Annotated in this window: 16 protein-coding genes; 4 read left to right on the forward strand and 12 right to left on the reverse strand. The window is 62.8% G+C overall.

All coding sequences use genetic code 11. The features are described 5' to 3' along the window. Positions 1-5 precede the first annotated feature (5 nt). Both DK261_RS08170 and DK261_RS08175 read right to left on the reverse strand, forming a co-directional pair. Complete coding sequence (locus DK261_RS08170; protein WP_028684204.1) at positions 6-1,289, reverse strand: aspartate aminotransferase family protein; 1,284 nt, start codon at positions 1,287-1,289, stop codon at positions 6-8. Continuing rightward, the gene (locus DK261_RS08175) at positions 1,286-1,984 is read right to left on the reverse strand and encodes an MOSC domain-containing protein (RefSeq protein WP_028684203.1); all 699 of its coding nucleotides are present in this window, start codon (positions 1,982-1,984) and stop codon (positions 1,286-1,288) included. The genes DK261_RS08170 and DK261_RS08175 overlap by 4 nt, the downstream gene beginning before the upstream one ends. Positions 1,985-2,086: 102 nt before the next feature. Between DK261_RS08175 and DK261_RS08180 the strand changes: the two genes are divergently transcribed. After that, on the forward strand, positions 2,087-2,995 hold the full coding sequence (locus tag DK261_RS08180; RefSeq protein WP_016704077.1) for a LysR family transcriptional regulator: 909 nt from the start codon (positions 2,087-2,089) through the stop codon (positions 2,993-2,995). Positions 2,996-3,232: 237 nt separating this feature from the next. Here the strand turns inward: DK261_RS08180 and DK261_RS08185 are convergent, their stop codons facing one another. The 10 genes from DK261_RS08185 to bioB all read right to left on the reverse strand — a co-directional run bounded on the left by DK261_RS08185 (position 3,233) and on the right by bioB (position 15,697). Next, positions 3,233-5,011, reverse strand: coding sequence for an acyl-CoA dehydrogenase C-terminal domain-containing protein (locus tag DK261_RS08185; protein ID WP_101283749.1), 1,779 nt, complete (start codon positions 5,009-5,011; stop codon positions 3,233-3,235). 201 nt (positions 5,012-5,212) lie between these two features. Then, positions 5,213-7,009 carry an acyl-CoA dehydrogenase C-terminal domain-containing protein gene (locus DK261_RS08190; RefSeq protein WP_110175540.1) on the reverse strand — a complete coding sequence of 599 codons (1,797 nt, stop codon included), beginning with the start codon at positions 7,007-7,009 and terminating at the stop codon, positions 5,213-5,215. 90 nt (positions 7,010-7,099) lie between these two features. Next, positions 7,100-8,392 carry a GGDEF domain-containing protein gene (locus DK261_RS08195; RefSeq protein ID WP_009051191.1) on the reverse strand — a complete coding sequence of 431 codons (1,293 nt, stop codon included), beginning with the start codon at positions 8,390-8,392 and terminating at the stop codon, positions 7,100-7,102. 218 nt (positions 8,393-8,610) lie between these two features. Next, complete coding sequence (locus DK261_RS08200) at positions 8,611-10,416, reverse strand: phenylacyl-CoA dehydrogenase (RefSeq protein WP_009051192.1); 1,806 nt, start codon at positions 10,414-10,416, stop codon at positions 8,611-8,613. A 302-nt stretch (positions 10,417-10,718) separates the two neighbouring features. After that, a complete protein-coding gene (locus DK261_RS08205; protein WP_009051193.1) occupies positions 10,719-11,015 on the reverse strand; it encodes a hypothetical protein in 297 nt (98 codons plus the stop codon). Between the two features lie 107 nt (positions 11,016-11,122). Beyond that, complete coding sequence (gene bioD, locus DK261_RS08210) at positions 11,123-11,803, reverse strand: dethiobiotin synthase (RefSeq protein WP_110175541.1); 681 nt, start codon at positions 11,801-11,803, stop codon at positions 11,123-11,125. Beyond that, positions 11,800-12,612 carry a malonyl-ACP O-methyltransferase BioC gene (gene bioC, locus DK261_RS08215; RefSeq protein WP_016704082.1) on the reverse strand — a complete coding sequence of 271 codons (813 nt, stop codon included), beginning with the start codon at positions 12,610-12,612 and terminating at the stop codon, positions 11,800-11,802. Before bioC ends, bioD begins: the two co-directional genes overlap by 4 nt. Then, positions 12,605-13,336: an alpha/beta fold hydrolase gene (locus DK261_RS08220; protein ID WP_041984820.1), complete on the reverse strand. Its 732-nt coding sequence runs from the start codon at positions 13,334-13,336 to the stop codon at positions 12,605-12,607. The genes bioC and DK261_RS08220 overlap by 8 nt, the downstream gene beginning before the upstream one ends. Continuing rightward, on the reverse strand, positions 13,329-14,507 hold the full coding sequence (gene bioF / locus DK261_RS08225) for an 8-amino-7-oxononanoate synthase (RefSeq protein WP_110175542.1): 1,179 nt from the start codon (positions 14,505-14,507) through the stop codon (positions 13,329-13,331). Before bioF ends, DK261_RS08220 begins: the two co-directional genes overlap by 8 nt. Before the next feature lie 134 nt (positions 14,508-14,641). Continuing rightward, on the reverse strand, positions 14,642-15,697 hold the full coding sequence (gene bioB, locus DK261_RS08230) for a biotin synthase BioB (RefSeq protein WP_007926062.1): 1,056 nt from the start codon (positions 15,695-15,697) through the stop codon (positions 14,642-14,644). 91 nt (positions 15,698-15,788) lie between these two features. On the opposite strand from bioB, the gene DK261_RS08235 reads away from it, so the two are divergent. From DK261_RS08235 to DK261_RS08245, 3 genes are all read left to right on the forward strand, one after another. Then, positions 15,789-16,529 carry a ComF family protein gene (locus tag DK261_RS08235; RefSeq protein WP_053270088.1) on the forward strand — a complete coding sequence of 247 codons (741 nt, stop codon included), beginning with the start codon at positions 15,789-15,791 and terminating at the stop codon, positions 16,527-16,529. 64 nt (positions 16,530-16,593) lie between these two features. Next, positions 16,594-17,358: a TOBE domain-containing protein gene (locus tag DK261_RS08240; RefSeq protein ID WP_009051199.1), complete on the forward strand. Its 765-nt coding sequence runs from the start codon at positions 16,594-16,596 to the stop codon at positions 17,356-17,358. 203 nt (positions 17,359-17,561) lie between these two features. After that, complete coding sequence (locus DK261_RS08245) at positions 17,562-19,463, forward strand: PhoX family phosphatase (RefSeq protein ID WP_110175543.1); 1,902 nt, start codon at positions 17,562-17,564, stop codon at positions 19,461-19,463. Positions 19,464-19,582: the final 119 nt, after the last annotated feature.

The raw sequence follows: 19,582 nt of genomic DNA on the forward strand, positions 1-19,582 counted from the left end.
TGGCTTTAAACCACCAGCCCCTTGCGGCATTGCAACTGCGCTGTGCGTACTCGCGAAAAGGCCCGCGCCAGACGCAGCAGCATTTCGTCGATATTCGCCTTGCTCACCGTCAGCGCCGGGGTAAACCGCAGGCAGTCCGGCTGTGTCGCGGCCAGCAACAGACCTTCGTAGCGGGCCGCCTTGACCACGGCCTCGGCCGAGTCGTCGGCCAGGCTCAGCCCCCAGAACAAGCCCTGCCCGCGCAATTTTCCCTGGGCATAACGGTTAGCCAGGCGGGCCAGCCCTTCGCGCAAATACTGGCCGTTGTCCCGCACATGCTCGAGAAAGCTGTTGTCCAGCACGCTATCGAGCACCGCCATGCCCGCCGCGGTCATCAGGGCATTGCCGTGATGGGTGCCATTCAGCTCTCCCACCTCGAAGCAGCAGGCCTTGCCACGCGCCAGCAAGGCCGCCAAGGGCACGCCGCCGCCAAGGCCTTTGCCCAGGGCAACGATGTCGGCGCGCACGCCATAGACCTGTTCAGCCAGCAAGGTGCCGCAGCGGCCGATGCCGGTCTGCACTTCATCCAGGATCAACAGAATGCCCAGCTCGCGACACAGCCGCTCGACACCCTTGAGGTAATGCTCGGTCGCCGGAATCACCCCGGCCTCGCCCTGGATCGGCTCAAGCATGATCGCCACGGTCTGCGCGTCCACCGCAGCATGCAACGCCGGCAGATCGTTGAAGGGAACATGGCTGAAACCCGCCAGCTGTGGCTCGAAGCGATTGGCGATGTTGCTGCTGGCCGACGCCGACATTGCCGCAAAGCTACGACCGTGACAGCTACCGCTGGCGGTGATGATCTTAGAGGCGCCACCGCGATGCAGCTGGCCCCATTTGCGGGCCAGCTTGATCGCCGCCTCGCAGGCTTCGCTGCCACTGCTCAACAGATAGGCCTGGTCGCTACCGGTACTGCGGCACAAGCGTTCGCTGAGGTTGAGCATGCCACGGTTGTAAAAGCCCGAGCCGGGGTTGATCAGCGACTGGGCCTGGGCCGTCAGCGCCTTGACCAGCGCCGAGGGGCTATGGCCAAGGCTGTTGGCGGCGTTGCCCTGGACGAAGTCGAGATAGGCGCGATCATCGCTGTCCCACAGCCATGAGCCCTGGCCACGGACAAATACTGGATGGGGTCGCTGGACACTGGGCATCAGGCACTCACTGGAAAGGTTGTCGCTCATCGGCGACAGGTAGGGCTCGGCCGTCAGGTCATCGAGGCTTGGCTGAGGGCGACGCAGGCTGAACAGGTTCATGCGCTCAACCCTTCCAGCGGCAGGCCCAGCAGGCGCGAAGACCAATCCTCGACCAGGCCGATGCGCATGCGCTTGATCGCGATGTCGCGCCAACGCGACGCCAGTGCCGGACAGTCCACCAGTTTCTTCAAGCCCGCATGCTCCAGAGGTTCTCGATAAAAACAGCGCAGGGCCCAGGCCACGGTCAGCCCCGGATAACTGCGCTGGATCAACTCGAAAGGCTGATCGGCACTGACAAAGCCGGGTTTGAGCACCCGGTAGAACCAGCCGCAGCGACCATTGTTTTGCGCCAATTGTGGCAGCTCGGGGATGCCCCAGCGGTGGCTCAGGCGATAACAGGGCGAGCGTGGCTGGCTGACCTGCAGCAGCGCGCCGCCCCAGCGAAACATATCGCCCAGGCAGACCTGCTCTTCGCTCAGGCCGTGGGTGGACAGGTTTTCGCCAAAGGCCGGGGCGCACCAGTCGATCTGTGGATAACGCTTGCGCCAGTAGCGGTAGTGCTCGGCGGGATAATGGTGCAGCGCCCGCTCCGGGCCGGTATGAAACCGCGGGTCGCCGTGTTCGTCGCTGCCCAGGCCCTGCGGCCATAACCAGAGTCGGTTTGCAACCGGACGTTTGTCCGTATCACTGATCAAACCCTGTCCGAGGTTTTTTGCCTTGCCTATGTAAACACCATCCACGTAAACGGTATTCATCGCGCCTTCTGGCCCTGTAAGCCCTGTGAATAGGGGTTAGACTAGGCTTCTGTGGCCTATCGGGCCATTTCGATTTTCCAGCTTTTTCGATAAGCAGAACTTATGGATTTTAAACAACTGCGTTATTTCGTCGCGGTGTATGAAGAAGGTCACGTGGGACGCGCCGCCGAGCGCCTGTCGATCTCCCAACCCGCGCTCTCGCAACAGATCCGTCAGCTGGAACAGAACCTCGACGTCAGCCTGTTCGAACGCAGCAGCAAGCGCCTGTTACCGACCCTGGCGGCCCATACCCTGTACAACCATGCCCTGCCCTTGCTCGACGGCTTGCAGCGAGCTCGCGAAGCCCTGGGCAACTTCAAGGGCCAAGCCCTGCGCACATTGGCAATCGGCGTACTGCAAACCGTGCACAGCAGCCTGGTGCCACAGATGCTCGAACGAGTGCGCAAGGCCCAGCCGCATCTGGTGGTGCAGATCTATGAACTGACCGGCCTGGAAATCGAACGGCGCCTGCTCAATGGCTCATTGGATATCGGCATCAGTTATCTGCCGCCGCGCCAACCGGGACTACACGGTGTGCAACTCTACGAAGATGAGTTGACCCTGGTGATTCCTGCCGAACATCCCCTGCGCGAATTCAAGAAAGTCTCCATGAGCCAGGCCGCGGAGCTGCCCATGCTGTTGCTGGGCGAGGAGTTCCAGATACGCCAGATCTGGCAGGCGCAACTGGCCAACCTCGGGCGCCGGCCACAGGTGCAGGCGGAACTGAACAATATGGCGGGGATTCTCGACAGCCTGCCCAACACCCGCCTGGCCACGGTCCTGCCGGGGCGCTCGCGTCAGACCCACAGCCATACGGACCTGCTATGGAAACCGCTGAGCGAACCGAGGGTGCCGTTGAAAGTGGGGCTGGTATGTCGTGATGTGCAGCGTCAACAGGCAACCCTGGCGTTGCTGCGAACCTTGCTGGAAGAAGAAATGAGCGGCCCGGCGACGCTGGAAGGGCTTGGTTGAACAAGCGCAGATAAAAAACGCGGGCAAAAGAAAACCCCGCCGAAGCGGGGCTTTGCAGACTGTTTCCCTGACATCCTTTTCACTCCACCATCCTGGCGGAATCCTACGTGTCCGTGTTATTGCTTTGCGCTTCCTGCGCGACGTCCATGTGAAGTAGATTAGCTCTGGATCCAATCTGCCGATATGGGTGATTAGCAGCACGTCATGTAAGAGAAAGCTTACATGACGCGCACATACTCAGAACTGCGCCGCATCCAGCAGGAACAGTGATTCGCTACCCGCCTTCACCGATGCGCTCAGCGAGTGAATACGCGGCAGCAGCCGGGCGAAGTAGAAGCGCGCGGTACCCAGCTTGCTGGCGTAGAAATCGTCTTGCGACTCCTTGCCCAGGGCCGCTTTGGCCATCAATGCCCACATATAGGCGTACGCCGTGTATCCGAATGCTTGCAGGTATTCGACCGAGGCCGCGCCGATTTCGTTCGGATTGCTCTTGGCCCTATCCAGCAGCCAGGCAGTCAGCTCGTCCAGGTTATCCAACGCATCGTTCAATGGCTTGGTGAACTCGGCCAGATCGGCGCTGGCGGTTGCGGTGAAATGGCGAATCTCGTCCGCGAACAGCTTGTAGAACGCCCCGCCGCTACCGACGATCTTGCGCCCGACCAGGTCCAGCGCCTGGATGCCGTTGGTGCCTTCATAGATCTGGGTAATGCGCACATCTCGCACCAGCTGTTCCTGGCCCCATTCGCGGATGTAGCCGTGGCCGCCGAAAATCTGCTGGCCGTGAACCGTGGTTTCCAACCCCAGATCGGTGAGGAAAGCCTTGGCCACCGGCGTCAGCAGGGCCACCAGATCTTCCGCGCGCTTACGCACCACAGCGTCTTCGCTGAACTTGGCGGTATCCAGTTGCATCGCCACATAGGTGGAGAACGCGCGGCCGCCTTCGTTCGCGGCTTTCATGGTCAGCAGCATGCGCCGCACGTCGGGGTGCACGATGATCGGGTCGGCGACCTTGTCCTTGGCTTGCGGGCCGGTCGGCGAGCGGCTTTGCAGGCGATCACGGGCGTATTCCACGGCGTTCTGGTAGGAACGCTCGCCCGAGGCCAGGCCCTGGATACCGACACCCAGACGCTCGTAGTTCATCATGGTGAACATCGCCGCCAGGCCTTTGTTCGCCTCGCCGACAATGTAGCCGACGGCTTCGTCGAAGTTCATCACACAGGTGGCCGAAGCCTGGATGCCCATCTTGTGTTCGATCGAACCGCAGTTGGCCGGGTTGCGCGCACCCAGGCTGCCGTCGGCGTTGACCAGGAACTTCGGCACCAGGAACAGCGAAATGCCTTTCGGCCCCGCTGGCGCATCCGGCAGCTTGGCCAGCACCAGGTGAATGATGTTCTCGGTCAGGTCGTGCTCACCGCCGGTGATGAAGATCTTGGTGCCGCTGACCTTGTAGGAGCCGTCGGCCTGCGGTTCGGCCTTGGTGCGGATGATGCCCAGGTCGGTGCCAGCATGGGGCTCGGTGAGGCACATGGAGCCGGCCCAAACGCCCGCATACATGTTCGGCAGGTAGGCCGCCTTCAATTCTTCGCTGGCGTGGGCGTTGATCGACAGGCAGGCGCCCGCGGTCAGCATCGGGTACAGGCCGAACGACAGGCTGGCCGAGTTGACCATTTCCTCGACCTGGGCCGATACCGCCTTGGGCATTCCCATGCCGCCGTAGGTCGGATCGCCGCCGACGCCAACCCAGCCGCCTTCGGCATAAGTCTGGTAGGCCTGTGGAAAACCTGCGGGCGTGGTGACCGCGCCGTCGCTCCAGTGGCAGCCCTCTTCATCCGCGCCGCGGCTCAGCGGGGCGATACTCTTGCCGGTGACTTTGCCGGCTTCCTCAAGAATCGCTTCGACGGTTTCGGCGTCGACGGTGTCGGCCAGAGCAGGCAGTTCGGCCCAGAGTTTGGCGACCTCGAAAACTTCATTGAGGACGAAGCGCATATCGCGCAGGGGCGCTTTGTAGTCAGCCATGGCAAACCTCGCAAGATCTAAACAAGTGGACCCGAACGGCCCCATTTACGAAAGCTCGAGTGTACCCGAACAACTTTTGCGACACATAGGGTCAACTAGTGACTTTTATGTAATTTTTAGTCACAACAAATCGCAGGCAAACTCATCTCCGCAAAAGCCTGCAGGAGTGGGTTTGCCCGCGATGGACGATTACATGGAAACCTAGAACGCAAACAGCTCCGCCGGCAGCTTCATCAGGCAATCACTGCCCGCCTCGATCGCTGCTTGATGGGACGCCGTGCGCGGCAGCAGGCGCTTGAAGTAGAACTCGCAGGTCGCCAGCTTGGCCTGGCAATAATCGGCATCCTCTTCACCAGCATCGAGCCGGGCCTGGGCCACCAGCGCCATGCGCAGCCACAGATAGGCGAGGATGATGTAACCGCTGTACATCAAGTAATCCAGCGCCGCGGCCCCGACCTCATCGGGGTTCTTCATCGCCGCCATCCCGACCTTGGTGGTCAGCGCGCCCCACTGCTGGTTGAGCCCATTGAGCTGCGCCACATGCCCCTTGAGCTGTGGATGCTCGGCATTGGCCGCACAGAACTTATGGACGATCTTGGTGAAGCCCATCAGCAGCTTGCCCTGGCTGCCGAGCACCTTGCGCCCCAGCAGATCCAGGGCCTGGATACCGTTGGTGCCTTCATAGATCGGGGCGATGCGACAATCGCGCACCAGTTGCTCCATGCCCCATTCGCGGATGAAGCCATGCCCGCCAAACACCTGCATGCCGTGGTTGGTCACTTCCAGCCCGGTTTCGGTCATGAAGGCCTTGCAGATCGGCGTCAGGAAGGCTAACAGGTTCTCGGCATCCTGGCGCTGGGTCTCATCGGCGGCCAGGTGCGCCACGTCCAGCAACTGCGCGGTGAAATAGGCCAGGGCACGATTGCCTTCGTTGAAGGCTTTCATGGTCAGCAGCATGCGCCGCACATCGGGGTGGACGATGATCGGGTCGGCGGCCTTGTCCGGCGCCTTCGGCCCGGTCAGGGAGCGCATCTGCAGACGGTCGTTGGCGTATTTGATTGCGCCCTGGAAGCTCGCCTCGCCCAGGCACAGCCCCTGCATCCCGGTACCGAGGCGCGCGTGGTTCATCATGGTGAACATGCAGTTCAGGCCCTTGTTGGCCTCACCGATCAGGAACCCCTTGGCGCCATCGAAGTTCAGCACGCAGGTGGCCGAGGCCTTGATGCCCATCTTGTGCTCGATGGAGCCGCAGCTCACAGCATTGCGCTCGCCCGCCTCGCCGTCGGCGTTGGGCAGGAACTTGGGCACGATGAACAGCGAAATACCCTTGGTGCCCGCCGGCGCATCCGGCAGCTTGGCCAGCACCAAGTGGATGATGTTTTCACTCATGTCGTGCTCGCCGGCCGAGATGAAAATCTTGCTGCCGGAGACCGCATAGCTGCCGTCGGCCTGGGGCACGGCGCGGGTCTTGATGATGCCCAGGTCAGTGCCGCAGTGGGCTTCGGTCAGGCACATGGTGCCGGTCCATTGGCCGGCGGTGAGCTTACTCAGGTAGGTCTGCTTTTGTTCTTCACTGCCGTGGGCATGAATCGCCGACATGGCACCTTGAGTCAGGCCCGGGTACATGCCCCAGGAAGTGTTGCTGGAGCCGACCATCTCGCTGATCACCAACCCCAGTGAATGCGGCAGGCCCTGGCCACCGTAGCTCGGGTCCGCTGCCAGGCCGTGCCAGCCGCCTTCCACATACTGGGCGAAAGCCTGCTTGAAGCCTTTGGGCGTGGTGACCACGCCATTGTCGAAATGGCAGCCTTCTTCGTCGCCGGAGCGGTTCAGCGGTGCCAGTACGTTTTCACAGAACTTCGCCCCTTCGTCGAGGATCGCGGCCACCATGTCCGGGCTGGCATCGCTGGCCCCCAGCGCGGCGTAACTGGAGTGAAAGTCGAAGACGTGGTCGATCAAAAAGCGCATGTCGCGCAGGGGAGCTTTGTACTCGGGCATGGTGGTTTCTCCGGCAGCAGATCGATCCAACCTACTGCCGCTCATCCGACCTGCCAATCACAGTCCAGACGCTGAATGCGCCGCTATCACTCAACCCGCAGCGGTGTCCATGCGCACCGCGCCACGGCGGTTCTGACCAAAGGCCATGACGCAGTTACGCCCTGCCCCCTTGGCGCTGTACAACGCCTGGTCGGCGGACTTGAGCACCTCTTCCGGCGAGCGGTGCTCCATCTGCCGCTCGGCGACACCGATACTGACGGTCACCGACACGCTGGACGCTGCAGCCGCGCCCCGGCGCTGACGCCCCTGCTGGTCGTCCTGGGGGCGGTTCTCCTGATTGCGCAACTGGATGTTGTAGTTGGCGATGGTCTCGCGAATGACCTCCAGGTGCGGCATGCATTCCTCGAGGGTCTTGCCGGCGAACACCACCGCAAACTCCTCGCCGCCATAACGGTAGGCGCGACCGCCGCCACTGACTTTCGACAGCTTGCTGGCGACCAGGCGCAGCACCTGGTCGCCCACGTCGTGGCCGTGGGTGTCGTTGAATTTCTTGAAGTGATCGACATCGCTCATCGCCAGCACATAGTTGCGGCCCAGGCGCTGCATGCGCTCGTTCAAGGCGCGGCGGCCCGGCAAGCCGGTCAGCTCGTCGCGGAACGCCATCTGATACGCCTCGTGGGCAACGGCTGCGGCGATCATCAACATCACCTGGCTGCACATGATGTTCAGGGTAAAGGGCAGGATGAAGGTCTTGGGCAGCATCCAGAACAGGCCCAGCAGCCCCACCAACTGCGCCGCATGCAGCGGGCGCGGGTTGCGCCAGTACTGGATCGCCAGCAACAGGAAGGCGGCGAGAAACACCGGGTACGACAACTGGATCAGGCTCATCCAGGCGCCATGCAGGGCCGGCCAACGGATTTCCGCCAGCCAGGTCAGCAGCGCCTGGGGATAACTCTGCTCCAGGCCGAGCGCCACACTGCCAAAGGCAAGCAATACGGCAAAGCGCGCCACCATGTCCTGGAACAGGTGGGTGCGCTCCTGCCAGGCCGCGAACAGACCGAACAGCAGCGGCAGCAGCAGGCAGACCAAGTGGAACACCACGGCCGCATCCTCGCGCACCTTGCCGTTGTCGCGGTAATAGTCGGTCTGGGTATCGAGCAGGAAATAGGCGATGTACACCGTGACCATCAGGAACAGTTCACGCTGGCGTCGATACACCGCGCAGTAGGCGCCGCCGAGCAACAGCACCAGGGTCGGCAGGACGTTGAACAGCGAGGTGAAGAAGACGTTGAGATCCTTGACGTAGGCGGCCGCAAGCCCCGCAAGCAGGAGTAACAATGACGGAAGAAAATGGCTGAAACGTACAGCAGAAGAACGCGGCAAGGTAAAGCTCCGACGCGGCTAAACAGTTGATGGCACTATGCCTTCGCCTGGCATAGTTAAACAGCACAAATGTGACACATGTCACATTGCCACCTCTGTAACGGCAGGGATCGGCTTCTTCTTAACGTTTTAGTCGGATTATTTTCAGATTCATTCCGCGCACAAAAAAGCCGCTTCTCCCGAAGGAGAAGCGGCTTCTGAATGAACCTCGGTAAGGCTTAGTAAGCCAGGCCGAAATCTTCTTCTTTCATGTCCATCAGGTTGTTGGCACCCGACAGCATGGCCGCAACATGAGTGCGGGTACGTGGCAGGATGCGCTGGAAGTAGAAGCGCGCAGTCTGCAGCTTGGCGGTGTAGAACGCCTCTTCGGTGGTACCGGCAGCCAGCTTCTCGGCAGCCAGGCGCGCCATGTCGGCCCAGAAGTAAGCCAGGCAGGCATAACCGGAGTACATCAGGTAGTCCACGGACGCGGCACCAACTTCTTCACGGTCTTTCATGGCCGCCATGCCGACCTTCATGGTCAGCTCGCCCCATTCCTTGTTCAGCGCAGCCAGCGGTGCGACGAACTCTTTGACCGACTCGTTGCCTTCGTTGCTCTGGCAGAACTTGTGGACGATCTTGGTGAAGCCTTTCAGGGCTTCGCCTTGGGTCATCAGCACTTTACGGCCCAGCAGGTCCAGCGCCTGGATGCCGGTGGTGCCTTCGTACAGCATGGAAATGCGGCTGTCGCGAACGTTCTGCTCCATGCCCCACTCGGCGATGAAGCCGTGGCCACCGTAGATCTGCACACCGTGGTTGGCGGCTTCGAAGCCGACTTCGGTCATGAAGGCTTTGGCGATCGGAGTCATGAAGGCCAGCAGTGCATCGGCTTTCTTCTTCTCTTCTTCATCCACGCCGTATTTGACGATGTCGACCTGCTTGGCGGTGAAGTAGACCATGGCACGGTTGCCTTCGGCGAAAGCCTTCATGGTCAACAGCATGCGACGTACGTCAGGGTGCACGATGATCGGGTCGGCGGCCTTGTCCGGCGCTTTCGGGCCAGTCAGGGAACGCATTTGCAGACGATCGCGAGCGTATTTCAGGCCACCCTGGAAACCGATCTCGGCGTGGGCCAGGCCTTGCAGCGCGGTACCCAGGCGAGCGGTGTTCATGAAGGTGAACATGCAGTTCAGGCCTTTGTTCGCCGGGCCGATCAGGAAACCGGTGGCCGCGTCGAAGTTCATCACGCAGGTGGCGTTGCCGTGGATACCCATCTTGTGTTCCAGGGAACCACAGCTCACGGCGTTGCGCTGGCCGACGGAGCCATCGGCGTTCGGCAGGAACTTCGGCACGATGAACAGCGAGATGCCTTTGGTGCCAGCCGGTGCATCCGGCAGGCGGGCCAGAACGATATGGACGATGTTGTCGGCCATGTCGTGCTCACCGGCCGAGATGAAGATCTTGGTGCCGGTGACTTTGTAGGAACCGTCGGCCTGAGGTTCGGCCTTGGTGCGCAGCATGCCCAGGTCGGTGCCGCAGTGCGGTTCGGTCAGGCACATGGTGCCGGTCCACTCGCCGGATACCAGCTTGGTCAGGTAAGCCTCTTGCTGCTCAGGCGTGCCGTGCTCGGAGATGGTGTTCATCGCGCCATGGGACAGGCCTGGGTACATGCCCCACGACCAGTTGGCTTCGCCGACCATTTCGCTGACAGCCAGGCCCAGGGACTCCGGCAGGCCTTGACCGCCATGCTCGACATCGTGAGCCAGGCTTGGCCAGCCGCCTTCGACGAATTGCTTGTAAGCCTCTTTGAAGCCAGTCGGGGTCTTAACGCCGGATTCGCTCCAGGTGCAGCCTTCCAGGTCACCCACACGGTTCAGAGGGGCCAGTACCTGCTCACAAAACTTCGCGCCTTCCTCGAGGATGGCGTCAACCATGTCTGGAGTAGCGTCCTGGCAAGCCGGCAGGCTCTGATAGTGCGCTTCATAGCCGAGCAGCTCGTCACGAACGAAGCGAATATCACGCAAGGGGGCCTTGTAGTCAGGCATAGCGATAAACCTCTGCTGATGTAACCGGGAATGAACAACCGCGTTGATTTATTGTGGCGGTCAAACAGTTGTTTGAAACATACGTTTACGCCCAAACCTTGTCAAGCACCACGCAAACACCGTTCGTCATCGATCCTCTGCAGGCCTTGCACGCCAAGGCCCACAGCGAATGCCGTGAAATATTCGGAAGCTAAATTGAGTGTAGGAACTGGCAGGCCAGCAAGACGGTAGAAGGGGATGTGCAGGGTGTTCTTGCGCGGGCCACCCTGCCCGCAAAAACGGCCAGGGCTACCGAGGGAGGGTCAAGCGTAGGTGTCGATCAGCGTACCGAGCACTTCATCGGCGGCCTTGGCGACTTTCACGCCCAGCTCCGCCTGGATCTTGCCCATGGACATCTCGACCATGTTGCTGGCCAGGTCCGATTGCTGGCTGCGGTCGACGGATCGTAAGCGCTCGACCTGGACTTCGGAAGACTGGCTGGTGACAGAACGTTCGATGGTCGTGCTGGCGATCTGGCTGGCCGCCTGATCGACACGGTTCTGCCCGGTCTGCACGGTACTCAGGCCGGCGTAGAAAGCGGTATTCCCGGAAATTTCCATGGGAGGACTCGACCCTGCAAGGAATGAACAGCGGCTATTGAAGCAGACGCGCCAGAAAAAGACCCGTCAAAAACACTAATGGCACAGTGCCTTACCATAGGCAAAATCTAGTCAAGCAGGTCCAGTTGCAGATGCTCGGCCACCGCTTCGGCGCTGATCGCCTTCAATCTCGGGACCCGACCCAGACAAGGAGCAGGCAGGCGCTCTGCCAGCGTGGCGAGGTTCTCCTCGAGCCGCGAAGTCTTCGGCTCGATGATGTTGGCCACCCAACCCGCCAGTTGCAAACCGTCCTGGGCAATCGCCTCGGCCGTCAGCAGGGCATGGTTGATACAGCCCAGGCGCACGCCCACCACCAGGATCACCGGCAGACCCAGGGCCATGGCCAGGTCGGACAGATTGTCCTGATCCGCCAGCGGCACTCGCCAGCCGCCGGCCCCTTCGATCAGGGTGAAGTCCGCGCCCTTGGCCAGCACCAGGCGCATCGGCGCCAGCAAGGCCTGCACAGTCAACGCCACGCCAGCCTCGCGGGCCGCCAGATGGGGAGCGATGGCCGGTTCGAAGGCCAGTGGATTGACTTCATCGTAGGTCAGCGGCAACGAGCACTCGGCCAGCAAGGCCAGCGCATCGGCGTTACGCAGCCCCTTGGGGGTCAGCTCGCAGCCCGAAGCCACCGGCTTCCCGGCCGCCGTGCTCAGCCCCGAGAGCCGCGCAGCATGCAGCAAGCCGGCGGCGACGGTGGTCTTGCCAACATCGGTGTCTGTTCCGGTAACGAAATAGGCTCGGCTCATAGCGGCTTCTCCAATACGGCGTAGACCACCTGGTAGGTCGCGGGCAATCCCTGCGCTTGACGGAACTGTTCGTAGGCGTCGATCAGGCCCTTGATCCGCGCCCGCCCTGTCAGCCCGCCGGGCCGTCCAGGGTTGAGGTTGTGCGCTCCCAGGGCCTTCAGCTCATGGGTCAGACTGCGCACATCCGGGTAGTGCAGCACATGCGGACGGGTTTCCAGGCTCAGCACCTGCAAGCCACTCACCGCACACAGCTGTTGATACGTGCTGAACTCACGGAAGCGGTTGACATGCACCATGCCGTCGACCTGACGCCAACTGTCGCGCAATTCGTACAGCGTACCGACGCACAAGCTGGCAAAGGCCAGCACGCCGCCCGGCTTCAGCACTCGATGCGCCTCGCTGAGGACCGAACGGAAGTCCGCGCACCACTGCACCGCCAGGCTGGAGAAAATCAGCTCGCAACTCTGCCCCTGCAACGGCAAACGCTCGGCATCGCCGGCAATGAAATACTGCGCCCCGCCCAGCGGACGGGCGTGCTCGAGCATGCCTTCGGCGATGTCCAGTGCCAGCCCTTCGCTGGCCGGGAAGCGCTCGCCCAGCAGACGGCTGAAATAACCGGTGCCGCAGCCCATGTCCAGCCAGCGGCCAGGCTCGCGACCTTGCGGCAGGCGGCTCAGCAACGCGTGACCAACATCGCGCTGCAGTTGCGCCACGCTGTCGTAACTGGACGCCGCGCGGGAAAAGGAAGCCGCCACCTGGCGCTTGTCGGGCAAGCTGCCGGGGGGCTTGGGAAGGGACAGATCAGTCATCGCCGGACTCATGCAAAAAAGCCTGGATCGCCCCCGCCACACCGTGGGGATCCTCCAGAAGAAACGCGTGGCTGGCCTGTTCAATCAGACCAACTTCGACATCGGGCAACAACGCCAGCAATTCACCCGCGGCTTCGGCCGGCACCAGTCCGTCAAGCCCTGCAAACAGATGCAACTGCGGCCCACGAAACGCCTGCAGAGCATGGCGAGTGTCCAACTGCGCCAACAATTCCAGGCCAGCCATCAACACCGCGCCCGAGGTATGCGGCGCGCCGCCCGACAGCAGGCGCGACAGGCCGCGTGGATCTTCGGCGCCCTGGGCACAGAGCAAACTGAAGCGCTTGAGGGTGGTGCGCGGGTCGGCGTTGCAGCCGGCCAGAAACCCGTCGAAGGTCTCCCCCAGCATCGCACTCGCCCACTCAGCGTGAGCCACAAAACTGGGGTTGCTGGCCAGGGTCAACAAACCGCAGCAGCGCTCGCCACGACGCGCCGCCAGCTCGGAAGCCAGCATGCCACCCAGCGACCAGCCACCGAGCCAGGCGTTGTCCGGCACGCTGGCGTCCAGTTCGTCGAGCCACTCATTCAGGTCGCTGGACTCCAGCTCCGGCAACGGTTCGATCTCGACCCGCAGGTGTTCGTCCAGCCCCTGCAGAGCCGCCGCCAAGGGCTCCAGCGGCGATACGCCGAGGCCCCAACCGGGCAGCAGAATCAGTCGATCACGCATGGCTTGGCTCCGGTCCTGGTTCGCTAAAACAATCCGCCAGTGCATTCAACAATAGCTGGACCTGAGCCTCACTGTGGGCGGCGGACAGGGTCACCCGCAGGCGGGCGCTCCCCGCGGGCACGGTCGGTGGACGAATCGCGGTGACCATCAGGCCGCGCTCGCGCAGCATTTGTGACAGGCGAATCGCCCGCGCGCTGTCGCCGATCAGGATCGGCTGGATCGGCGTGAAGCTGTCCATCAGGGTCAGTCCGATCTGCTCGGCGCCCAGGCGGAACTGGCGGATCAGCGTGTTCAGGTGCTCACGCCGCCAGTGCTCGCTGCGCAGCAACTCCAGGCTTTTCAGGGTGGCGCAGGCCAGGGCCGGCGGCTGGCTGGTGGTGTAGATATAAGGACGGGCGAACTGGATCAGGCTTTCGATCAGCTCCTCGCTGCCGGCGACAAAGGCGCCGGCGGTGCCGAACGCCTTGCCGAGAGTACCCACCAGGACCGGCACATCTTCCTGGCTCAAGCCGAAGTGCTCGACTATCCCTGCGCCATTGGCCCCCAGCGGCCCGAACCCATGGGCGTCGTCGACCATCAACCAGGCGCCCTTGGCCCGGGTTTCACGAGCCAGGGCCGGCAGGTCGGCCAGGTCGCCGTCCATGCTGAACACGCCATCGGTGACCACCAGGGTATTGCCGGTGGCTTTCTCCAGGCGCTTGGCCAGGCTCTCGGCATCATTGTGCAAATAACGGTTGAAGCGCGCGCCGGAGAGCAGGCCGGCGTCCAGCAACGAAGCGTGGTTGAGGCGGTCTTCCAGCACCGTGTCGCCCTGCCCCACCAGCGCGGTGACCGCGCCGAGATTGGCCATGTAACCGGTGGTGAACAGCAGTGCTCGCGGGCGGCCGGTGAACTCGGCCAGGGCTTCTTCCAACTGGTGGTGGGGCGTGCTGTGGCCGATCACCAGGTGCGAGGCGCCACCGCCCACGCCCCAGCGGGACGCACCGGCGCGCCAGGCTTCGATCACTTGCGGATGATTGGCCAGCCCCAGGTAATCGTTGTTGCAGAACGCCAGCAATGGCTGGCCGTCGACCACCACTTGCGGCCCTTGCGGGCTTTCCAGCAGTGGGCGCTGACGGTAGAGGTTTTCGGCACGACGGGCAGCGAGACGCGCGCGGAGATCGAAAGACATGCAGGCCTCGCAGGCAAGAAAAGAAACATCATCCTTGTAGGAGCGAGGCTTGCCCGCGATCCAGACACCTCTGTGTCCCTGGCTCACGCGGTGAACCATTCGCGGGCAAGCCTCGCTCCTACAGAGGCAGCAGATCAGACGGCAGCGTTGTAGAACTGCTCGCTGCTCTTCTGTTCCACCAGCGCCTGCTCGATGGCGGCCTGGTGCACCTCGTCGGCGTGTTCTTCGCGGGCTTCCGGCTGGATGCCCAGGCGCGCGAACAGTTGCATGTCCTTGTCGGCCTGCGGGTTGGCGGTGGTCAGCAGTTTCTCGCCGTAGAAGATCGAGTTGGCGCCGGCGAAGAATGCCAAGGCCTGCATCTGCTCGTTCATCGCTTCGCGGCCGGCGGACAGGCGCACATGGGATTTCGGCATCAGGATGCGAGCCACGGCAAGCATGCGGATGAAGTCGAACGGGTCGACATCTTCGGAGTTTTCCAGCGGCGTGCCGGCCACTTTCACCAGCATGTTGATCGGCACCGATTCCGGATGCTCCGGCAGGTTGGCCAGCTGGATCAGCAGGCCGGCGCGGTCATCGAGGGACTCGCCCATGCCGAGGATGCCGCCGGAGCAGATTTTCATCCCGGCATCGCGCACGTAGGCCAGGGTCTGCAGGCGCTCGCTGTAGGTACGGGTGGTGATGATGCTGCCGTAGAACTCCGGCGAGGTATCGAGGTTGTGGTTGTAGTAATCCAGGCCGGCCTTGGCCAGCGCTTCGGTCTGGTCCTGGTCCAGGCGACCGAGGGTCATGCAGGTTTCCAGGCCCATGGCTTTCACGCCCTTGACCATTTCCAGCACGTACGGCATGTCTTTGGCCGACGGGTGTTTCCAGGCCGCGCCCATGCAGAAACGGGTCGAACCTATGGCCTTGGCGCGCGCAGCCTCTTCGAGGACCTTCTGCACTTCCATCAGCTTTTCTTTTTCCAGGCCGGTGTTGTAGTGACCGGACTGCGGACAATATTTGCAATCTTCCGGGCAGGCGCCGGTCTTGATCGACAACAGGGTGGAAACCTGGACGCGGTTGGCGTCGAAATGCGCGCGGTGCACCGTCTGCGCCTGGAACAGCAAGTCATTGAACGGCTGGACGAAGAGGGCTTTGACTTCAGCCAAAGTCCAGTCATGACGCAGATTGGCGGTGGTGCTGGCGCTCATGGGCGATTCCTTGATTATGCTTGGCAAGCGGCGACGGGAAGGGAATACCCACAGCCGCGACACGGATGTTGGGCATATTTAAGGAAGCGTCATGCAGTGTCAACCATATTACCAAGGGCCGGTTTACATCTGGTTAAAAAACAAACAAACCTGTTTGCTCTGCGATGAGCCGGCCGACACGCCCCAAGCCATTTGCACCGCCTGTGAAACCGAGCTGCCGTGGCTCGGCGATCATTGCCAGGTCTGCGCCCTGCCCCTGCCCGCGGCCGGCCTGACCTGCGGCCAGTGCCTCAAGCGACCGCCGGCCTTTGCCCAGGTGGTGGCGCCCTGGCGTTATGGCTTTCCGGTCGACAGCCTGATCAGTCGTTTCAAGCACAACGGCAAATGGCCCTTTGGCCGACTTTTGGCCGAACTTCTCGCGCAATCGCTGCAACATCGTTTCAGTGAGGACCTGGCGCAACCCGACGCCCTGATGCCAGTGCCCCTGGCCCGCAAGCGCCTGCGCCAACGCGGCTATAACCAGGCGGCGATGCTCGCGCGCTGGCTAGGCGAGATCCTGCAGATCCCCTGTGACGAAACCTCGTTGCTGCGCACCCAGGACACGCCATCGCAACAAGGCCTGGATGCCAGGGCGCGGCAACGCAACCTGCGTCACGCCTTCGCCCTGATGCCCGAGGCGGCGGTCCATGGCCGGCACCTGGCGCTAGTGGACGACGTACTCACCACCGGCGCGACCGCCCACGCCCTGGCGCGGCTGTTGCTCACGGCCGGGGCGCGGCGGGTCGATGTCTACTGCCTGGCACGCACGCCAAAACCTGGCGAACCCGACTGAACTTGACTCTCGGCCCTCAAGCCGCAAACTCCCTTTCCATTCCCAGCGTTCAAAGCGTTCCGCCATGCCCTTGCCCACCTTGTTGACCCAGCACATCGCCCGTCGCCCGCAGCGCATTGCCTTGCTACAGCACATCGCCGAACAGGGCTCGATCACCCGTGCCGCGAAAAGCGCCGGCCTGAGTTACAAGGCAGCCTGGGACGCCATCGACGAGTTGAACAACCTGGCGCAAAAACCCCTGGTCGAACGCAGTGTCGGCGGTAAAGGCGGCGGTGGCGCCAGGCTGTCCGCCGAAGGCGAGCGGGTGCTGCGTCTCTACCAGCGTTTGCAGGCCTTGCAGGCCCAGGTGCTGGAAGCCGCCGAAGACGCCGCCGACCTCGATCTGCTGGGGCGCCTGATGCTCCGGACCAGCGCCCGCAACCAGTTGCACGGCACGGTGCAGGCCGTCGAAGCGCAAGGGCGCAACGACCTGGTGCGCCTGGCGCTCGCGGAAGACCTGGTGATCCAGGCGCAGATCACCCATGACAGCACCCTGCATCTGGAACTGGAACCCGGCACCGGAGTAGTGGCCTTGATCAAGGCTGGTTGGCTGGAACTGCTGGCCATCGATCAGCCTGCAACACCCGGACACAATTGCCTGCAAGGCACCCTGGAAGCGATCCTCGACGCCGACGACGGCCCCAGCGAAATCAGAATCGTCCTGCCCAGCGGCCAGACCCTCTGCGCCCTGGCCGAACCGCTGCACCTGCGAAACCTTGGCTTGAGCGCCGGCAAGCCGGTGCGGGTGCAGTTCTCGCCATCCAATGTGCTGCTCGGCACGCCGCTGTAACCAGACTGATCACCGCTCTGTAGCCGCTGCCGCAGGCTGCGATAAGGTCCGCAGGACCTTGACTGACTCAAGCTCCCTGCGAGCCCTCGGCTCGATCGCAGCCTTCGGCGCGACTACACAAGCGGCGAAATGCTTTCGTCGCTGCAATATGTTCGTCATCGACGCTGATTAAGGTGGCTGCAAAATCCTGCAGGAAGCCTGTGATGAGCCTACTAGAAGAAGACCAACCTACCGACCTCGAAAAGATGGTCGGCCTCAGCCGCCGTGGTTTCATCAGCGCCGGTGCCCTGTGCGGCGCGGCCATGTTTCTCGGTGGCAACCTGCTGAGCCGCAGCGTGCTGGCCGCCAGCGTCAGCGCCGGCTCCAGCAAGCTGCTGGGTTTTGAAGGCATTGCCGCCGCCACCAGCGACACCATCACCCTGCCGCCGGGCTACAAGTCCTCGGTGCTGATCAGCTGGGGCCAGCCCCTGCAGAAGAACGGCCCGGCCTTCGACCCGAGCGGCAACGGCACCGCGGCGGCCCAGGAAGTGCAGTTCGGCGACAACAACGACGGCATGAGCCTGTTCGCCTTCCCGGACGACAAGAATCGCGCGCTGATGGCGATCAACAACGAATACACCAACTATCGCTACCTCTACCCCCACGGCGGCATGCCGCAGTCGGCGGAAGACGTGCGCAAGGCCCTGGCCAGCGAAGGGGTGTCAGTGATCGAAGTGCAGCGCCGCAGCGGCCAATGGCAGTTCGTCCAGGGTTCACGCTACAACCGGCGCATCCACGGCAACGCGCCGATTCGCCTGAGCGGCCCGGCCGCCGGCCACGCGCTGATGAAAACCAGCGCCGACAAGAGCGGCAGGAAAGTCCTCGGCACCTTCCAGAACTGCGCCAACGGCAAGACGCCATGGGGCACCTACCTGACCTGTGAAGAGAACTTCACCGACTGCTTCGGCAGCAGCAACGCCCAGCAGACCTTCGATGCCGCGCAGAAGCGTTATGGCGCTTCGGCGAGCAGCCGCGACATCAACTGGCATCAGTTCGATCCACGCTTCGACCTGGCGAAAAACCCCAACGAACTCAACCGTCACGGCTGGGTCGTGGAAATCGACCCGTTCGACCCGCAATCCAAACCGATCAAGCGCACCGCCCTGGGCCGCTTCAAGCATGAAAACGCCGCCCTGGCCGAAACCCGCGACGGACGCGCCGTGGTCTACATGGGCGACGACGAGCGTGGCGAGTTCATCTACAAGTTCGTCAGCCGCGACCGCATCAACCACCGCAACCCCAAGGCCAACCGTGACCTGCTGGACCACGGCACCCTGTACGTGGCGATCTTCGACAATGGCGACGGCAACCCGGACCACCCGAAAGGCCAGGGTAAATGGGTCGAGCTGAGCCACGGCAAGAATGGCATCGACGCCAGCAGCGGTTTCGCCGACCAGGCCGAAGTGCTGATCCACGCCCGCCTCGCGGCCAGCGTGGTCAAGGCCACGCGCATGGACCGTCCGGAGTGGATCGTGGTCAGCCCGAAAGACGGCCAGGTCTACTGCACCCTGACCAACAACTCCAAACGTGGCGAAGACGGCCAGCCAGTGGGCGGCCCGAACCCGCGGGAGAAAAACGTCTACGGGCAGATCCTGCGCTGGCAGACCGGCCGTGGCGACCACGGCTCGATGGACTTCACCTGGGACCTGTTCGTGGTCGCCGGCAACCCGGCCGTGCATGCCGGCCAGCCGAAAGGCGGTTCGTCGAACATCACCCCGCAGAACATGTTCAACAGCCCCGACGGCCTGGGTTTCGACAAGGCCGGCCGCTTGTGGATCCTCACCGACGGCGACTCCAGCAACGCCGGCGACTTCGCCGGCATGGGCAACAACCAGATGCTCTGTGCCGACCCGGACACCGGTGAAATCCGCCGCTTCATGGTCGGGCCGGTGGGCTGCGAAGTCACCGGCATCACCTTCTCGCCGGATCAGCGCAGCCTGTTCGTGGGCATCCAGCATCCGGGCGAGAACGGCGGCTCGACCTTCCCCGAGCACCTGCCCAACGGCAAGCCGCGTTCCTCGGTGATGGTGATCACCCGGGAAGATGGCGGCATCGTCGGCGCCTGATCCACCGCTTTGCGAGCAAGCTCGCTCCTGCACCGACCTGCAGGAGCGAGGCTTGCCCGCGATAGCGACCTCACAGTCACCACCTGTCATCCTTCGTGCGCTACCATGCTTGGCCGGAC

Source organism: Pseudomonas sp. RW409 (genome assembly GCF_003184125.1).
Taxonomy (GTDB): Bacteria; Pseudomonadota; Gammaproteobacteria; order Pseudomonadales; family Pseudomonadaceae; genus Aquipseudomonas; species Aquipseudomonas chlororaphis_I.